This is a genomic window from Aestuariivita sp. (assembly GCF_021404545.1).
Lineage (GTDB): Bacteria > Pseudomonadota > Alphaproteobacteria > Rhodobacterales > Rhodobacteraceae > Aestuariivita.
Map to the genome: position 1 here is coordinate 14,382 of NZ_JAAWWD010000018.1, position 16,146 is coordinate 30,527.

A 16,146-nucleotide genomic window follows, 5' to 3' on the forward strand; every position below is an offset into this window, starting at 1 on the left:
CTGCGCGCAGCGAGGTGCCAGGAGCCGGTTCCGAACGGCTCCCGGGGGCCGCTCCGGAGATGCAGGAAGGCTCTGGTATCGGTCGTATCGCAAGCCTTTCAGGTGCGCGCTGTTTCGGGAGGCGTTGATTTCTCGTATTTTTGGCAAGAAGAAGGACGGGGCCGCACAAGTCTTTCTTGAGCTTGCGGCGGATGGATCGCGGGGCGTGAAGATGCGGAGATGGATGGTTCTTTGCCTTGGATTGTCGGCTTGTGCCGAGGCGCCTTACGGGGAGTCGATAAGCTATAACGCGCGTAATCCCAATCCGATAGACGTGGTGATGCCGACCGATGCGCCGTCGATCACCCAGCAGTTCCGGCCGGCGCAAGACACCGTGTTCGACGGGGCCACGACGGATGCGCATGTGGGTCTCGATGTGCATGCGCCGCGCGGCACGCCGGTTCTTGCCGCGGCACCTGGACGTGTCAGGCGGGCCTTCTTTGATCCCGCCTATGGCCATACATTGGAACTGGATCACGGGGCAGACGAGAGCGGATTGCGGGTGGTGACCCGGTATCTGCATCTGAGCAACCGCGATGTGGTCGCGGGCGATCGGGTGGCCCGGGGTCGGCAGATTGGACAGCTTGGCGCCAGCGGTGTGTTGTCCGGTGGTTTTCTGCACCTGCATTTCGAGGTTATTCGGGCGCGTCCCGAAGGCGGGAGCGAGGCGATGGATCCGCATCTCTTTTGGGTGGAGGGTGTGGGGCGTGTCACCTGTTTCGAGCCCGGTCGCAAGATCCCTCTCAGCCCGTTTCGCACGACCTACCCGGTGGTCTGCCGGGGCGGTTAGGGCTGGAAACCTTATCAAAAAGCTTGGATAAGCGGAGGATCGACCGATCCCAGCCCGCGACGAGGACCCCCCCTTGGCCGAGACCCGCGTATTTGCCGCCCATGCCACCCGCCGCCATATCTCGGGTGGTGCGCGGGCATTGGCGGGTCTGGCCTATTTGATTGCCGCGATCTGCGTGTTGCCGATGCTGGCGGTTTTGGTGGCGGCCCTGACCGGCGGAACCGACACAATCAGCCATTTGATGGAGACTGTGCTGCCGCGATACGCCGCGAGCACGCTCGCCCTGGTCGGTTTGGTGGCCACCGGCACTCTGGCCATTGGGGTCGGGGCCGCCTGGCTGGTCACCATGACGCGGTTTCCCGGTGTACGGATCCTGGAAGTGGCGCTGGTGCTGCCACTTGCTTTTCCGGCCTATGTGCTGGCCTATGCCTATACCCATGTGCTTGATCATCCAGGGGTTGTGCAATCGACCCTGAGGGATGTGATGGGATGGGGGCCTCGCGATTACTGGTTCCCTGAAATCCGGTCTTTGGGCGGGGCGGCCCTGATGCTTACCCTGGTGCTGTATCCTTATGTCTATCTGCTGACACGTGCCGCTTTCCTGCAGCAAAGCGCCACCGCCTTTCTGGCCGCACGCGCATTAGGCAAGAGCGCCTGGCAGGCATTCTGGCGGGTCAGCCTGCCTATGGCGCGGCCCGCGATCGCGGGCGGTGTCTTGCTCGCCGTGATGGAGACCATCGCCGATTTCGGAACGGTGGCCTATTTCGGGGTGCAGACGTTGGCCACGGGGATCTATACAAGCTGGTTTGCCATGGCCGACCGGGGCGGGGCGGCGCAGATCGCACTGTGCCTTCTGGCCTTTGCGCTGCTATTGGCCGTTCTGGAGCGATACCAGCGGGGCGAGGCGCGGTATCACAATACAGGCAAGCGCAGGCAGACGATGCCGCCCGCGCAACTAACGGGATGGCGCGCGGGTCTGGCCATGGCGCTGTGCGGTGTGCCGGTGTTTTTCGGGTGCATTCTGCCGATCATTGTCCTGTTTGAGATGGGTCTGGGATCGGAACAGGATCTGTTGAGCCGTCGCTATGTCGGGTTCATCCAGAACTCCCTGACCCTGGCCGGTGCGGCGGCGGTTCTGACCGTCCTGGCTGCCATCGCGGTCGGGTTCTATCAGCGCCTGAGGCCGGGGCGTCGCGCTGCGGCGGCAGGTTATGCCGCGCGGCTGGGTTATGCCGTGCCCGGCGGGGTGATCGCGGTCGGGTTGATGGTGCCCTTTGCGGCGTTCGACAATGCGCTGGATGCCTGGATGCGGGCGACATTCGATTACTCCACGGGCCTGTTGCTCACCGGATCAATCTGGTTGTTGGTGGGGGCCTATATGGTGCGGTTTCTGGCCGCTGCACTGGGCGCCTATGAAGGCGGGCAGAGCACGGTGCATGCTAATATGGACGCCGCCGCGCGCTCGTTGGGGCAAACGCCTGTGGGCACGCTCAGGCGGGTGCATTTGCCGATCCTGACCCCAAGTCTGCTCACGGCATTGTTGATCGTGTTCGTCGATGTGATGAAGGAGCTGCCTGCGACGCTGATCATGCGGCCCTTCAACTATGATACGCTTGCGGTGCAGGCCTATCGGCTGGCCAGCGACGAACGGCTTGAAGGGGCGGCGGTGCCGTCTTTGGTGATCGTTGCAGTGGGGCTCTTGCCGGTGATCCTGATATGTCGTCAGGTCGGACGGCGGCATTAAAGCGTTTCGAGTAAGACTTGAATCACTTTGTCGCTGCCTCTCCTTTCGATCGGATGCGAAGAACGGTGAAAGATGCCTCAAGTTAAACTCAAAAAGCTATAGGGTCTTCGGTCTGGGATGTCTGTGACGCCCGCGGGAGCCTCTGGCGTAAGGTTACCGGACGACGCGTAACCGCAGATTCGGTCCCAACCGACAGCGGCGCTTTAATCCATCGCGATTGATACGGGTCGTCATCCCAGAAATAGTATCCACCGTACTGTTCATGGCGCGTTCGTCTTGTTCGGGAGTGCCGTGCCAAACAGGCGTCTGCGCTCAGTGTGTGTCTGCGTTTGCCTTTTGACAGGCGGGCATTCCGTAGGTTTCCGGGCACCTGCGAAGCCATGTTCTAAGCCTGCCACCAAGCCTCTATCTGATCGGGCGTGATCCGGCTGGCCGGTCCCAGAGCGACAAGCCGCGTGCTGTCTGTCCGTACCCGGCGGGCCGAGACATAACGGCCGACGATGTGAACCTCATAGCCGCCATCATCGGTGAGGATCAGCCCCTTGAAGCGGTAGAGGCCCTGGGGGCGATTTTCCAGCTTCTCGGCCAGTTCCGCGCGGCTGCACGGGTGGTCGCTGTGATGGTGCCACGTGGTATAGGCGGGATGAGGTCCGTCGCTGCGCCCTTTGGGGAGCGGCGTTAGTCCGAATAGCAGAGGGGCAAGTGCGGTATCACCCAAAAGCTGCGGCGTCCTGGCCTCGAGCTTGGTCAAGATATCCGACAGCGCTTGCGTGAGGGCGCCGACTTTGGTCGCCAGCACCAGATCGGCGGTTGCGATTTGCCGGCGGATCTGTGGTGCGATCTGAGGGTCATCCACAAGGTCTGGCAGGTTCAGCCCGTCCACCAGCGTGACGATACCGGCATAGCTCAGGTCGGGCTCGGCGATGGCGGCGTTGGCGATGACGGTGGGGTCGGCGATACCGCTGGCCTCGATGATCAGATGATCCGGGCGCGGGCGGCGATCCAGGGCGGTATCCAATGCGCGATGCAGATCATCGCCCATCGTACAGCAGATACAGCCATTGGTGAGCGCGATGGTGTCGTCTGTATGGCTGTTCAGCAGATCGGCATCGATATTGATCGCGCCGAAGTCGTTTACGATCACCATCAGGCGCAGACCGTGGTTTTCGGCCAGCAGACGATTGATCAGCGTGGTTTTCCCTGCGCCCAGATAGCCCGCGATCACGGTAACGGGCAGTGGAGTCATCCGATTGATCCGCGATGTTCTCCAACCTGACCGCGATGCATCAGCAGATGGTCCAGGATCACGCAGGCCATCATCGCCTCACCGACGGGCACGGCACGGATACCCACGCAGGGATCGTGGCGGCCTTTTGTAATGATCTGGGTCGGTTCGCCGGATTTGGTGATGCTCTGGCGTGGTTGCAGGATTGACGAGGTCGGTTTGACTGCAAAGCGCACCACAACATCCTGGCCCGTGGAGATGCCGCCAAGAATGCCACCCGCGTGGTTGGAGCTATAGACAGGCTCACCGTCATTTCCCATGAAGATCTCGTCGGCGTTGCGCTCTCCGGTCAGTATGGCCGCCGACATACCTTCTCCGATCTCGACGCCCTTGACGGCGTTGATCGACATGCAGGCTGCGGCCAGATCGGTGTCGAGCTTGGCATAGACCGGGGCGCCCAGTCCGGCAGGGACACCGCGTGCCACAACCTCGATCACCGCGCCGACCGAGCCGCCGGACTTGCGTAGACCATCAAGATACCCTGCCCAGGTTTCTGCGGCCTGAGCGTCGGGTACCCAGAAGGGGTTTCGGTCGATCTGATCCCAATCGAATCTGTCGCGGTTGATCTCGTGTTCGCCCATACGCACCATATAGCCGGTGATTTGCACACCAGGGGCCAGCGCCTTGATTGCCTCCCGCGCCAGCCCGCCCGCGGCCACCCGCGCGGCCGTTTCGCGGGCCGATGAGCGCCCACCGCCGCGATAGTCGCGGATGCCATATTTCTGCCAATAGGTAATGTCGGCGTGACCCGGGCGGAATGTCTCGGCAATGTCGCCGTAATCCTTGGAGCGTTGATCGGTGTTCTCGATCATGAGTTGCACGGGAGTGCCGGTGGTTTGGCCCTCAAACACGCCTGACAGGATCTTGACCGCATCCGCTTCGCGCCGCTGTGTGGTGTATTTGTTCTGCCCGGGTTTGCGGCGGTCCAGCCAGTGCTGGATCGTCGCTTCATCCACCCGCACACCGGGCGGGCAGCCATCCACCGTCGCCCCCAAGGCGGGACCATGGCTTTCGCCCCAGGTGGTGACACGGAACATACGGCCAAATGTATTGAACGACATGAAGGATCTCCGGATTTTCTTGTCGGGGCAATACGTGGAACCGCGCGCAAAGCCAAGCTATGTTGCGCGACGATGGGGGCTCTGCCCCCGGCCCTGCGGGCCTCCCCCGCCGGTATTTTCGAAGAAGAGAATAACAAGGTCGCCCTGCTTCTTCTGGCTTTAAATATTCCCAGGGTTTGGGACAGCGTCCCAAGGCGCGTGCGGCCGCGCACAAATGATTCATGTGCGGCGCAGCCGCTCCATTGTGGAGCAGCGTCTTGCCTCCGGTGCTCTGCGTTCTTATACAAGGCCCTACCTCGGGGTGCTTTTTGACCGAAGCTGAGATGCGCGATGCGAACCCGTTGAACCTGAACCGGCTAGAACCGGCGGAGGGAAGGTTACGGGATCGACATCCTCCCTTGCCCTGTCGCCGCAAAAGGAGGATGCCACATGAAGTATCTTGCGTTTGCTGCGGGCGTTTTGAGTGCATCGGCTGTCTGGGCCGATACCCCTGAACTGACCGTTTACACCTATGACAGTTTTGTTGCTGACTGGGGCCCTGGCCCGGCAATTGAGGCGGCGTTTGAAGAGACCTGCGGCTGCGATCTGAAACTCGTGGCGGCTGGCGACGGGGCCGCGCTGCTCGCTCGGATTCGGCTCGAGGGCGCGCGCAGCGAGGCCGATATCGTGCTGGGGCTCGATACCAACCTGACGGCGGCCGCAGCCGAGACGGGGCTTTTTGCGCCGCATGGCGTTCGCGCGACCTACGATCTGCCGGTGGCCTGGAATGACCCGGTCTTTGTGCCTTATGATTGGGGGTACTTTGCCTTTGTGCACGCTGCCGATCTAGACGCGCCCGCGAATTTCCGCGCGTTGGCCGAGAGCGATCTGAGCATCGTTATTCAGGACCCACGCTCCTCCACGCCTGGACTGGGCCTCTTGATGTGGGTCAAGGCGGCTTATGGTGACGAGGCGCCTGCGATTTGGGAGGGGCTGGCCGATAACATCGTGACCGTGACAAAGGGCTGGTCCGAGGCTTACGGTCTCTTTCTCGAAGGCGAGGCGGATATGGTGCTGAGCTATACCACTTCGCCGGCCTATCACCTTATCGCCGAGGAGGATTCGTCGAAGGCGGCGGCTCTTTTTGACGAGGGGCATTATCTTCAGGTCGAAGTTGCCGCCAAGCTTGCCGCCTCCGACCAGCCCGAGTTGGCAGAAGCCTTTTTGCAGTTCATGGTGACGGATGGGTTCCAGTCTGTGATCCCCACGACCAACTGGATGTATCCCGCCGTGACGCCTGCGGGCGGCCTGCCCGAGGGGTTCGAGACGTTGATCGCTCCGGGCGCGGCGCTTCTGTTGCCTGCCGATCGAGCTCAAACGGTCAGAGATGAGGCATTGGCTGAATGGCTGGACGCGCTCAGCCAGTAAACCCGGTTTGGGGATCTGTCGCGGCGGCGGTCGTTGCGGCGGCGATTCTGGGGGCGCTTTGTGCCGTGTTCTGGCGGGCGGAGGCGTCTTTGGGCCTTGGTCCGTCCGATTGGGCCGCGATCCGTTTCACCGTTCTTCAGGCGGCCCTGTCGGCCACGTTCAGTGCGGTGCTGGCCGTACCGGTGGCACGGGCGCTGGCGCGCAGGCAGTTTGCTGCGCGCGGGGCATTGGTGACGCTGTTGGGCGCGCCGTTCATCCTGCCGGTGATCGTTGCGGTCTTTGGTCTTTTGGCGGTCTTTGGGCGGAGCGGCTGGGTCAGCACCGTGCTGGGCTGGGTGGGATTGCCGCCGCTGCATATCTATGGGCTGCACGGCGTGGTTCTGGCACATGTGTTCTTCAACCTGCCACTGGCCACACGACTGCTGCTTCAGGGGTGGCGCGATGTCCCCTCCGAGCAGTTTCGCCTGGCCGCCCAGCTTAGCTTTGGCGCGGGTGAGACCGCGCGCTTGATCGAGCGGCCTATGCTGGCGCGCACCTTGCCCGGCGTCTGGGCGGTGATCTTTGCGATCTGCGTGACCAGTTTCGCGGTGGCGCTGACCTTGGGGGGAGGCCCCCGTGCCACCACGGTGGAACTGGCGATCTTTCAGGCGTTCAGCTTTGATTTCGATCTCAGCCGGGCGGCCTGGCTGTCGGTGATCCAGATCGCTCTGGCCGGGATCGCCGCCGTGATCGCGTTGCGCCTGACCCCGTTCGAGGCTCTGGGCACCGGCTTGGACCGACCCGTCCGGCGTTGGGATGTCGGCGCGCGGCGGCTGATTGCACAGGATACGATGTTGATCACGCTGGCGGCGTTGTTCCTGCTGCTTCCGCTTTCGGCGATCGTGCTCTCGGGGCTGGCCGCGATCTGGCATCTGCCAGTACAGGTCTGGCATGCTGCCGGTCTGTCGGTCCTGGTGGCGCTGGGGAGCACGGCGGTGCTCTTGTCACTGGCGCTGCCGATGTCCTGGGCCATTGCCGCAGGATCGGCGAGCCGGGTGGAGGTGGCGGGAATCCTTGGCCTTGCGGCGTCACCTTTGGTCATCGGAACGGGGTTCTTTGTGATGCTCAACCCGTTTGTGAACCCGCAGAGCCTGGCCTTGCCCGTAACGGCTTTGGTCAACGCTCTGATGGCACTGCCTTTCGCGTTGCGCATCCTGGTGCCCGGCGCGCGCGAGGTGGCACGGGGCTATGGGCGGCTGGCTCTCTCTCTCGATATGCGGGGCTGGCCTTATCTGCGCCATGTGCTGCTGCCGCGTCTGATGCCGCGCATCGGCTTTGCCGCAGGATTGGCGGCAGCGCTGTCGATGGGCGATCTTGGCGTCATCGCTTTGTTTGCGGACCCTGAACTGGCGACGCTGCCCTTGCAGATGTACCGGTTGATGGCGGCGTACCAGATGGAGACGGCGGCGGGCGCGGGATTGCTGCTGTTGGTGTTGTCGCTGGTGCTCTTTTGGGCGTTCGACGCAGGAGGGCGACGCGGTGCTGCGGCTTGATGCGGTAACATTTCAGAACGGCTCGTTTCGATTGGCCGCGGATCTGAACGTCGCAAAGCGGCGCAAGGTCGCCGTTATGGGGCCGTCGGGGTCGGGAAAATCCACGCTTGTGAACGGGGTCGCCGGGTTTCATGAGGCCATCACCGGGCGTCTTTTCTGGGACGGGGCGGAGATCACAGCGATGGCGCCTGGCAAACGGCCCGTGGCGATGCTGTTTCAGGATGGCAATCTGTTTCCCCATCTCAGCGTGCGCCAGAATGCGGCCCTGGGCGTGCGCCCGGATCTCAAACTGAGCGTGGGGGACTGGACGCGGGTCGATGCGGCCCTGGCGGAAGTGGGATTGGGCGATCTGGGCGCGCGCAAACCGGCGGAGCTGTCGGGCGGCCAGCAAAGCCGTGCGGCCCTTGCCCGCGTCCTGAGCCAGGCACGACCGATCCTCATTCTGGACGAACCCTTCGCCGCGCTCGGACCCGCGCTGAAGCACGAGATGCTGGATCTTGTGGAACGGCTGGTCGAAGAGACGGGCGCGACCCTGTTGATGGTCACCCATGATCCCGGGGATGCCACCCGCATTGCGGACGACATCATACTTGTTGAAGGCGGGCAGGCACATCCGCCGTCATCGGCAACCAAGATGCTGGCCAACCCGTCGCCCGCGCTGCGTGCCTATCTTGGCTAGGCTGCCAGATCGGCACGGGTTTGGGTGATCGAAAGGGCCGCGCGGGCGGCCTCCTTCCCTTTCTCCACAAAATGCGCCCGGTAGATGGCGCTGTGGTGGTCGGTCTCTTGGTACTGATGCGGGGTGAGTGAGATGGAAAGCACCGGAACTCCGGTATCTAACCCGGCGCGCATCAGGCCGTCGATTACGGCCTGGGCCACAAACTCATGACGGTAGATGCCGCCATCGACAACGAACGCCGCGCAGGCGACGGCCCCATAGCGCCCCGTCGCCGCCAGATCCCGTGCAATAAGCGGCATTTCAAACGCGCCGGGCACGTCAAAGACATCGACCTGCGCGGCCGGGATCAATTCGAGAAATCCATCCAGCGCCCGATCCACGATATCGGCGTGCCAACGGGCTTTGATGAATGCATAGCGGGTGTGTGTCATATTGTATCCTCCTTTAGGTTTACCGGTGATTTCAGAACGATCCGAAAACGCCGTAGACACGTCACCCAAGGCGATACGAACGCCACATCACCCCGGTGCAGGGGTCAAGTCGCGCACGTTCTCTTCCATCCGGACTGTCACCGTCGGCTCTGGCGTCTCACCAGATCTGCTGGACCTCCGGCCATTCGGTGAATAACGCGGAGCGCTCGCGGGCTCATCGGTCGTGCCGATATACCGCCGGTGGGGAATTTCACCCCGCCCTGAGAACATCTGCATGGTTGCAAAGCGCGCGCGCCTTGGCAATAGGATCGAGAGATCAGATAGAAGGTTTGCCCAAATGCATCCCAACCGGGCCTTTCACACCCAAGATGCGGCCGCGAACCGGGCCTTTGCCCGCGCGCGCGGGTTCGGCATGTTGGCGGTGGCCATGGCGAATGCAGCCCCGATGCTCAGCCATGTCCCGTTCCTTCTGGATGAGGATGGTGCCCGGGCGCATCTCCATCTCGTACGTTCCAACCCGATTGCACGTGCGCTGACCAAAGACCCTCTCAAGGCGCGGATCGCCGTCTCGGGCCCGGATAGCTATGTCTCGCCAGATTGGTACGGCGTGCCGGATCAGGTGCCGACCTGGAACTATGTCGCCGTCCATCTGATCGGTGTGCTGGAGCTGCGGCCCCAAAAGGAACTACGTGCGCTACTTGACCGCCAGTCTGCACATTTTGAAGACCGGCTGCGCCCCAAGGCTCCCTGGACCAGCGCGAAGATGACGCCGGATCTGATGGAGCGGATGATGCGTCAGATCGTGCCTTGTGCGTTTTTGATCGACAGCGTGGAGGGCACATGGAAGATGAACCAGAACAAGCCTGAGACAGTTCGTCTTCGGGCGGCGGATCACGTCTCAAAATCCGGGATGGGCATGGAAACCGCCGAACTGGCCGAGATGACCCGGCGCTTGGGCGATCGGCCCGGTTAAGGCGGGCGCACCGAGGCAACAGGTTTGAGGACTGTCAGTCTGCCGGATTATGCAATATCCAGCGACACTCACCGTCGCTTGGAGATAATCGTGCCCGGCACGCCGAGGCCGATCACCCTGCCTGCACGCGCTGCCGGGCAAATGCGACCTGCCGCCGGCACATAGCAATGCAACTGCCCTCATCACCCAACAGGGCCCCCTCTGGAGGGTGAGTTCGCAAGGGCCGTCGTATCACGTCATGATTGGCACGAGAGCCTGCGATTGCAAGATGCCCCGCACCGATCAGGCTGATGTGGTGGCCGCGACCGACCCGAATAGCAAGACCGGCGATCCCCTCGGATCCCGTCATTCCGCGGGTATCAATTCCGCCCACCCGACAGTAGGCTCTCCTGGATAACGACAAGGAGACCTCCGATGAAACTGATGATGGCCGCGCCGTCGCCGTTTGTGCGCAAGGTGCGGGTGATGTTGCGCGAGGCGGACATGGCCGATCAGGTCGAAGAGATCGAGGTCATCGCCTCGCCCGCTGGACCGTCCGATGATCTGATCGCGGCCAATCCTCTGGGCAAGATCCCTGCATTGGTGCGCGATTATGGCCCGACGCTTTATGACAGCCGGGTGATTTGCCGGTTTCTGGACGATCGGGGCGACGCGGGTCTTTATCCGCAGGCGCGGCTATGGGAAGTGCTCACGCTGGAAGCGACAGCGGACGGGATGATGGATGCGGCCGTGTTGATGGTTTATGAGAGCCGGTTTCGCGAGGAGCAGCAACGATCGCAAACATGGCTTGAAGGACAATGGGCCAAGGTCGTGCGCGCGCTGGATGCGCTTGAGAACCGCTGGATGAGTCATCTTGCGGGACCGGTCGACATGGGGCAGATCGCGCTGGGCTGCGCGTTGAGCTATCTGGATTTCCGGCATGAAGCGCGGAATTGGCGGGATGCTCACCCGAATCTGGCGGCGTGGTTCGCCGAGTTCGATTCGCGTGAGAGTATGGCAGCGACTCAGCCCTCGGGTTAACCTGTCCGCAATCCAAATCGGTCACAAAGCGTGAAACCTGGGCAGAGGTCTGGCGGAAGTCGGGGCTCAACCCGGAAAAACCGGTATTTCGCGACCGCTTGACGCACCTGCGACGTCCTGCGCGTTTTTGGTGACTGGACGGCCCTATAGGACACCGCTAAATACCCGCCGGAGACGGCTGAACCCCGGCGGGTTTGGCCCGAAGATTTGTATGGCCCGTATTGGCCCTGAAATGGAGTAAACCTCGTGTCGCACGCAGAAGACCACGAAGGCACCCGTAGGGATTTCCTCTACTACGCCACCGCAGGTGCGGGTGCCGTGACCGCAGGAGCCGCGATTTGGCCGCTGGTCCACCAAATGAACCCATCCGCGGATGTGCAGGCGCTGTCCTCGATCCGCGTCGATGTTGGCGGTGTGGAAACCGGCACCCAGATCAGCGTCAAGTTTCTGGGCAAGCCCGTGTTCATCCGTCGCCGCACGCAGGAAGAGATTGACGAGGCCTTGGCCGTCGAGCTGAGCGATCTGCCCGACCCGATCGCTCGTAATCCAAATATCACAGGCGATGTTCCGGCAACCGACGAGAACCGCGCGCTGGACGAGGCCGGTGAGTGGCTGGTGATGATGGGTGTGTGTACCCATCTGGGCTGTGTGCCGCTGGGCGATGGCGCGGGCGACTTCAACGGGTGGTTCTGCCCCTGTCACGGGTCGCACTATGACACGTCAGGCCGTATCCGTCGCGGTCCGGCCCCCGAGAACCTGCCGGTTCCCGTGGCCGAGTTCATCGACGAAACAACGATCCAACTGGGATAAGGAAACGCGCTGATGTCCGGAATTCCGCACGATCATTACGAGCCGGGTTCAAACGGTGAGAAGTGGCTGCACAAGCGCCTTCCCATTGTTGGCCTGCTGTATGACACGATTATGATCCCCACGCCCAAGAACCTGAACTGGATGTGGATCTGGGGGATCGTTCTGACCTTCTGCCTGGTTTTGCAGATCATTACCGGCGTCGTGCTGGTGATGCATTATACGCCGCATGTGGATATGGCCTTTGCCAGCGTCGAGCATATCATGCGCAACGTCAATGGCGGGCATATGCTGCGCTATCTGCACCAGAACGGCGCGTCGCTCTTCTTTGTGGCCGTCTATGCGCATATCCTGCGCGGGCTCTATTACGGCTCCTACAAGGCCCCACGCGAAATTACGTGGATTATCGGCATGCTGATTTACCTGCTGATGATGGGCACGGCGTTTATGGGTTATGTGCTGCCTTGGGGCCAGATGTCCTTCTGGGGAGCCACAGTGATCACCGGTCTTTTCGGCGCGATCCCGTTTGTCGGCGATGCGTTGCAGACCTGGCTGCTTGGCGGACCGGCCGTGGACAATGCCACGCTGAACCGGTTCTTTTCGCTGCATTACCTGCTGCCCTTCGTGATTGCGGGGCTGGTTGTCGTGCACATCTGGGCCTTCCACACCACGGGGAACAACAACCCCACCGGGGTTGAGGTGCGCCGTGGATCGAAGGAAGAGGCCGAGAAAGACACGCTGCCATTCTGGCCGTATTTTGTGATCAAGGATCTTTTCGCACTTGCGGTGATCCTGGCCGTCTTCTGGGCCGTTGTGGGGTTTATGCCCAACTATCTGGGTCACCCTGACAACTATATAGAGGCCAATCCGCTGGTGACCCCCGCGCATATCGTGCCCGAATGGTACTTCCTGCCATTCTACGCGATCCTGCGGGCTTTCGACACCGATGTGTGGATCGTGATCGCGGCGGATTTCCTGACGGCGGGGATCATCGACGCTAAGTTCTTTGGCGTGCTGGCGATGTTCGGTGCCATCGTTGTGATGGCGCTGGCGCCCTGGCTGGATACCTCGTCGGTGCGCTCGGGACGGTATCGCCCGATGTTCAAATGGTGGTTCTGGCTGTTTGTCGTGAACTTCTTTGTGCTGATGTGGGTTGGCGCCATGCCCGCCGAAGGGATCTATCCCTACATCGCTCTGATCGGATCCACCTACTGGTTCGCATATTTCCTGGTGATCCTGCCGCTTCTGGGCGTGATCGAGAAGCCTGACCCGCAGCCCGAGACGATCGAAGAAGACTTCGACGCGCATTACGGCAAGGCGGGCGACGCCACGCCGGCCGAATAAAGAGGACCGAAAACGATGATCAAACAATTGACGATCGGTGCCATCACGGCCTTGGCTTTGACCGCGGGTTCGGCCTTTGCAGCGGGCAAGTCCGGCCATGTCGAAGATTTCGACTTCTCGTTCGAGGGTCCCTTCGGGACTTTCGATCAAAACCAGCTGCAACGCGGGCTTCAGATCTATACCGAGGTTTGCGCGGCGTGCCATGGCCTGCAATATGTGCCGCTTCGGACCTTGGCCGACGAGGGCGGACCAAACCTGCCAATGGATCAGGTGCGAGCCTATGCGGCCGACACTTTTGAGGTATTCGACCCCGCGCTCGATGACTTCCGGTCTGCAACACCCAACGATCATTTCCCGATGTCGGGTCTTGAGAACGCGCCTGACCTCAGCCTGATGGCCAAGGCACGCGCCGGATTTCATGGGCCTTACGGTCTGGGTCTGAACCAGCTCTTCAAGGGGATGGGCGGTCCGGAATACATTGCCTCTCTGCTGACTGAATATACCGGTGAGGAAAAGGAAGAGGCCGGGGTGATCCTGTATGAGAACAAGTCGTTCCCGGGCGGGTGGATCGCTATGGCGCCACCTCTCTTCGACGATCAGATCGAGTTTGCGGATGGGCATCCCAGCACCGTCCACAGCATGTCCGAAGATGTGGCGGCCTTTCTGATGTGGACCGCAGAACCCAAGATGATGGCGCGCAAGCAGGCCGGATTTGTCGGGGTCGTGTTCCTGACGATCCTGTCGGTGCTGCTCTACCTGACCAACAAGCGCATCTGGGCGCCGGTCAAGGGTAAGAAATCCAGCTGATTACGGTCAGCGCAACGCAAGATCGGAAAACCCCGCGCCCAGAAGCGCGGGGTTTTTTCGCAAGTGCCATCGCCCGGAACGGGTGGCCGGGCCATAGGCATTCGGATGAAATACCTAAGTTCCTATGGTCCTTTCAGCCAAAACACGCATGTCGTCGCGCTGTCTAGATCCCATCAAATGGACTGGAAGCAGTCGGATCGTTTTCGGCTTCTCTAATAGATGCGCGCTGATCGAGGCGCAGGAACCTTAGCGAAACGTCCATCCACCAAAAAAAACCGGCCCTGGCTGTGATGTCTTGATACGCGATCAGGCAAACGATCCCTCCGTGCGAGCGAACCCTATGCGCAAGGGCCTACGAGCAGGCTGTGAAAGAACATGTTGTTGCTCAGCCACAGCAATGTCTTGCGCGAGGTCGGCAATCTGATCACTGGCACCCATAGCGATTTCTCGGACGGTAGAGGATCTTCTGATCTCTGCGAAATGCGTCGGGGCTGCCGTGACGAGGTGTCTCAAAGCTCTCCCTAAACGGGGTGGGCCAGACAGTATTTGGGCGACTGAGCTTCGGCCCGTTCAGCGCAATCTCCTCCCCTATCAAAAGGGTCCTCCGGGAAGCTTCCTCAAACAGCGTGTGGCGCGTTTTGACAGAAGTAGGGGCTTTCATCTGCCGACGCTCGCCTATTCAGTCCTGCCGTTAACCTGAGACACACCCGGCAACCTTGAAGTTGTTCCAGCACTCTTGCGGAGAGTAGAGTTCGCAGACCTCCGCGATGGCGTCGAACATGTCGGTGAACGTCCGTGCGCCGATCCGCCTCAGATGGGCCTTGAGCTTTGAGAACGCCATTTCGATGGGATTGAGGTCCGGACTGTAGGGCGGCAAAAAGAGGAACCAGCAGTCTGCGTCCCCCATCGCCTTGGCCGCGACAGCGTTCTTGTGGGTGGCGAGGTTATCCAGAATGACGACGGTGCTGGGACCCAGTTCCGGGGCCAGCTCCTTCTCGACATACGCCGCAAAGGCCGGGCCATCTATTACCGGCAGTGCATTTTCGAAGAAAATGTCACGAGAGGCATCGCGCCCCTGATGACCCAGGGCGCGATCATGGCGTCGGCGGTGAGGCCCGCGATAAAGGTCTGTGTACCCCACGATCCGAACGGAGCGTCCATGATCAGGCGATCCCCGCGCGGTGCCCACCCTCTGAGCCCGGTCAGGTTTGTTTTCACCGAGGTTTCATCCACTGCGCTGCAGGGCATCGCATCGCATCGCGATGTCCCGTGTATGGACGCCCCCGGGGTTGCAAGTGGTTTCTTTCACCTTGGCTCTGGCCGTGCAGTCGAGTTCCTTCGTGTATCCGGCCTCTGGTTGCGACCTTCAACGTCGCGGGCCCTCATGGTGAGTTCGAGGAACAGGTCCAAAACGAGAGGCCGTAGCGCAAGCTACTCGGGACATTACTGGTTTTCCCATTCCTGATCTCTTCGACGCTTTGCCATGACCTCCGTTCAGAACCACCACACCCCAGCCTACCGCCGCGCTCAGGCGTTGGCAGGGGTCTCGTAAACGCCGCCATGAGCCATGATCGCCCATGCCATCCGCGCCATCTTGTTCGCCAGTGCGACAGCAACCAGCATCTTGGGTTTGCATGCCAACATGCGCGCTCACCATGTCCCCTCCGGCGCGCCGCTGCGCCTTTGCGCTGCCTGGACCGCCGACATGGCACCGATGATCAGCAATCGTCGCAGATCTTTTTGGCCCATCCTCTGCCCGACAGTGCATTTCCGAAGGAAATGTCACGAGAGGGTCGATATTTTGCCGAGCCTTGTCCTGCCACCCGTTGAATGCTGGCGAGGTGCCAGGCCAATCCAGGCTGCGAAGTCCCGCCCCTTGGAAAACATTTCCGGCGGTGCAGCCAGCACAGCAATCGACACCGCCGTCACTGGCCCAATCCCCGGCATGGCCATCAACCGACGTGCAACATCATTCTGTCGAGCGATTGCGCGAAGGTGCCGGGTCAGCTCATCAATACGTTCGCTCAACCCGGCGATAAGATCGAAGAACATCTGGCAAAGCTGGGGAACTTCGGGCGGCAAGCGTTCTGCAATCTCAACCACCGCCTTTTCCAACCGGGGCAGATGCTGAGGACCCTTGGGAGCGACAATCCCGTGCTCCGCCAAATGCCCTCGTAATGCATTGATTGTCTGGGTCCGTTGTCCCGTCAAAAGATTGCGCGTCTTC

General features: G+C 61.4%; 14 protein-coding genes, 1 pseudogene and 2 riboswitches. Of the genes and pseudogenes, 10 read left to right on the forward strand and 5 right to left on the reverse strand.

The window, feature by feature from the left end:
• Positions 1-124 precede the first annotated feature (124 nt).
• Positions 125-829 (forward strand): M23 family metallopeptidase, encoded by a 705-nt coding sequence (locus tag HEP69_RS08155; RefSeq protein ID WP_290558057.1) that lies wholly within the window; start codon positions 125-127, stop codon positions 827-829.
• Positions 830-947: 118 nt separating this feature from the next.
• Positions 948-2,573, forward strand: a complete 1,626-nt coding sequence (locus HEP69_RS08160) for an iron ABC transporter permease (protein WP_290558070.1) — start codon at positions 948-950, stop codon at positions 2,571-2,573.
• 385 nt (positions 2,574-2,958) lie between these two features.
• Here HEP69_RS08160 and HEP69_RS08165 read toward each other — a convergent pair whose 3' ends face one another.
• The gene (locus HEP69_RS08165; RefSeq protein WP_290558058.1) at positions 2,959-3,819 is read right to left on the reverse strand and encodes a CobW family GTP-binding protein; all 861 of its coding nucleotides are present in this window, start codon (positions 3,817-3,819) and stop codon (positions 2,959-2,961) included.
• On the reverse strand, positions 3,816-4,919 hold the full coding sequence (gene aroC / locus HEP69_RS08170; protein ID WP_290558059.1) for a chorismate synthase: 1,104 nt from the start codon (positions 4,917-4,919) through the stop codon (positions 3,816-3,818). Before aroC ends, HEP69_RS08165 begins: the two co-directional genes overlap by 4 nt.
• Before the next feature lie 287 nt (positions 4,920-5,206).
• A riboswitch (TPP riboswitch) is annotated at positions 5,207-5,310 on the forward strand.
• A 38-nt stretch (positions 5,311-5,348) separates the two neighbouring features.
• On the opposite strand from aroC, the gene thiB reads away from it, so the two are divergent.
• From thiB to HEP69_RS08185, 3 genes are read left to right on the forward strand one after another with little or no spacing between them, the layout of a single operon-like run.
• On the forward strand, positions 5,349-6,326 hold the full coding sequence (gene thiB, locus HEP69_RS08175) for a thiamine ABC transporter substrate binding subunit (protein ID WP_290558060.1): 978 nt from the start codon (positions 5,349-5,351) through the stop codon (positions 6,324-6,326).
• Positions 6,302-7,858 carry a thiamine/thiamine pyrophosphate ABC transporter permease ThiP gene (locus HEP69_RS08180; RefSeq protein WP_290558061.1) on the forward strand — a complete coding sequence of 519 codons (1,557 nt, stop codon included), beginning with the start codon at positions 6,302-6,304 and terminating at the stop codon, positions 7,856-7,858. Before thiB ends, HEP69_RS08180 begins: the two co-directional genes overlap by 25 nt.
• Entirely contained in the window at positions 7,845-8,537 is a 693-nt protein-coding gene (locus HEP69_RS08185) for an ATP-binding cassette domain-containing protein (protein ID WP_290558062.1), read from the forward strand. Before HEP69_RS08180 ends, HEP69_RS08185 begins: the two co-directional genes overlap by 14 nt.
• On the opposite strand, the gene HEP69_RS08190 is transcribed toward HEP69_RS08185, so the two are convergent.
• The gene (locus HEP69_RS08190) at positions 8,534-8,968 is read right to left on the reverse strand and encodes a 6,7-dimethyl-8-ribityllumazine synthase (RefSeq protein WP_290558063.1); all 435 of its coding nucleotides are present in this window, start codon (positions 8,966-8,968) and stop codon (positions 8,534-8,536) included. The genes HEP69_RS08185 and HEP69_RS08190 overlap by 4 nt on opposite strands.
• A 113-nt stretch (positions 8,969-9,081) precedes the next feature.
• A riboswitch (FMN riboswitch) is annotated at positions 9,082-9,240 on the reverse strand.
• A 65-nt stretch (positions 9,241-9,305) separates the two neighbouring features.
• Between HEP69_RS08190 and HEP69_RS08195 the strand changes: the two genes are divergently transcribed.
• From HEP69_RS08195 to HEP69_RS08215, 5 genes are all read left to right on the forward strand, one after another.
• Entirely contained in the window at positions 9,306-9,941 is a 636-nt protein-coding gene (locus tag HEP69_RS08195) for an FMN-binding negative transcriptional regulator (RefSeq protein WP_290558064.1), read from the forward strand.
• A 414-nt stretch (positions 9,942-10,355) separates the two neighbouring features.
• The gene (locus HEP69_RS08200; RefSeq protein ID WP_290558065.1) at positions 10,356-10,961 is read left to right on the forward strand and encodes a glutathione S-transferase; all 606 of its coding nucleotides are present in this window, start codon (positions 10,356-10,358) and stop codon (positions 10,959-10,961) included.
• A gap of 246 nt (positions 10,962-11,207) precedes the next feature.
• Positions 11,208-11,771 (forward strand): ubiquinol-cytochrome c reductase iron-sulfur subunit, encoded by a 564-nt coding sequence (petA, locus tag HEP69_RS08205; RefSeq protein WP_290558066.1) that lies wholly within the window; start codon positions 11,208-11,210, stop codon positions 11,769-11,771.
• Between the two features lie 12 nt (positions 11,772-11,783).
• Entirely contained in the window at positions 11,784-13,112 is a 1,329-nt protein-coding gene (gene petB, locus HEP69_RS08210) for a cytochrome b (RefSeq protein WP_290558067.1), read from the forward strand.
• A gap of 15 nt (positions 13,113-13,127) precedes the next feature.
• Entirely contained in the window at positions 13,128-13,919 is a 792-nt protein-coding gene (locus HEP69_RS08215) for a cytochrome c1 (RefSeq protein ID WP_290558068.1), read from the forward strand.
• 766 nt (positions 13,920-14,685) lie between these two features.
• Here the strand turns inward: HEP69_RS08215 and HEP69_RS08220 are convergent.
• Together HEP69_RS08220 and HEP69_RS08225 are read right to left on the reverse strand one after the other, a co-directional pair.
• A pseudogene (locus HEP69_RS08220) lies at positions 14,686-15,108 on the reverse strand (transposase); the annotation flags it as partial.
• Between the two features lie 593 nt (positions 15,109-15,701).
• The coding region (locus HEP69_RS08225) for a transposase (RefSeq protein ID WP_290558069.1) at positions 15,702-16,146 on the reverse strand (445 nt) is incomplete at its 5' end.

Excerpts from the sequence above, each read along its gene's own strand:
- HEP69_RS08165 (WP_290558058.1), bottom strand. The coding sequence starts at position 3,819 with ATGACTCCACTGCCCGTTACCGTGATCGCGGGCTATCTGGGCGCAGGG.
- aroC (WP_290558059.1), bottom strand. The coding sequence starts at position 4,919 with ATGTCGTTCAATACATTTGGCCGTATGTTCCGTGTCACCACCTGGGGC.
- thiB (WP_290558060.1), top strand. The coding sequence starts at position 5,349 with ATGAAGTATCTTGCGTTTGCTGCGGGCGTTTTGAGTGCATCGGCTGTC.
- HEP69_RS08180 (WP_290558061.1), top strand. The coding sequence starts at position 6,302 with ATGGCTGGACGCGCTCAGCCAGTAAACCCGGTTTGGGGATCTGTCGCG.
- HEP69_RS08190 (WP_290558063.1), bottom strand. The coding sequence starts at position 8,968 with ATGACACACACCCGCTATGCATTCATCAAAGCCCGTTGGCACGCCGAT.
- HEP69_RS08195 (WP_290558064.1), top strand. The coding sequence starts at position 9,306 with ATGCATCCCAACCGGGCCTTTCACACCCAAGATGCGGCCGCGAACCGG.
- HEP69_RS08200 (WP_290558065.1), top strand. The coding sequence starts at position 10,356 with ATGAAACTGATGATGGCCGCGCCGTCGCCGTTTGTGCGCAAGGTGCGG.
- petB (WP_290558067.1), top strand. The coding sequence starts at position 11,784 with ATGTCCGGAATTCCGCACGATCATTACGAGCCGGGTTCAAACGGTGAG.
- HEP69_RS08215 (WP_290558068.1), top strand. The coding sequence starts at position 13,128 with ATGATCAAACAATTGACGATCGGTGCCATCACGGCCTTGGCTTTGACC.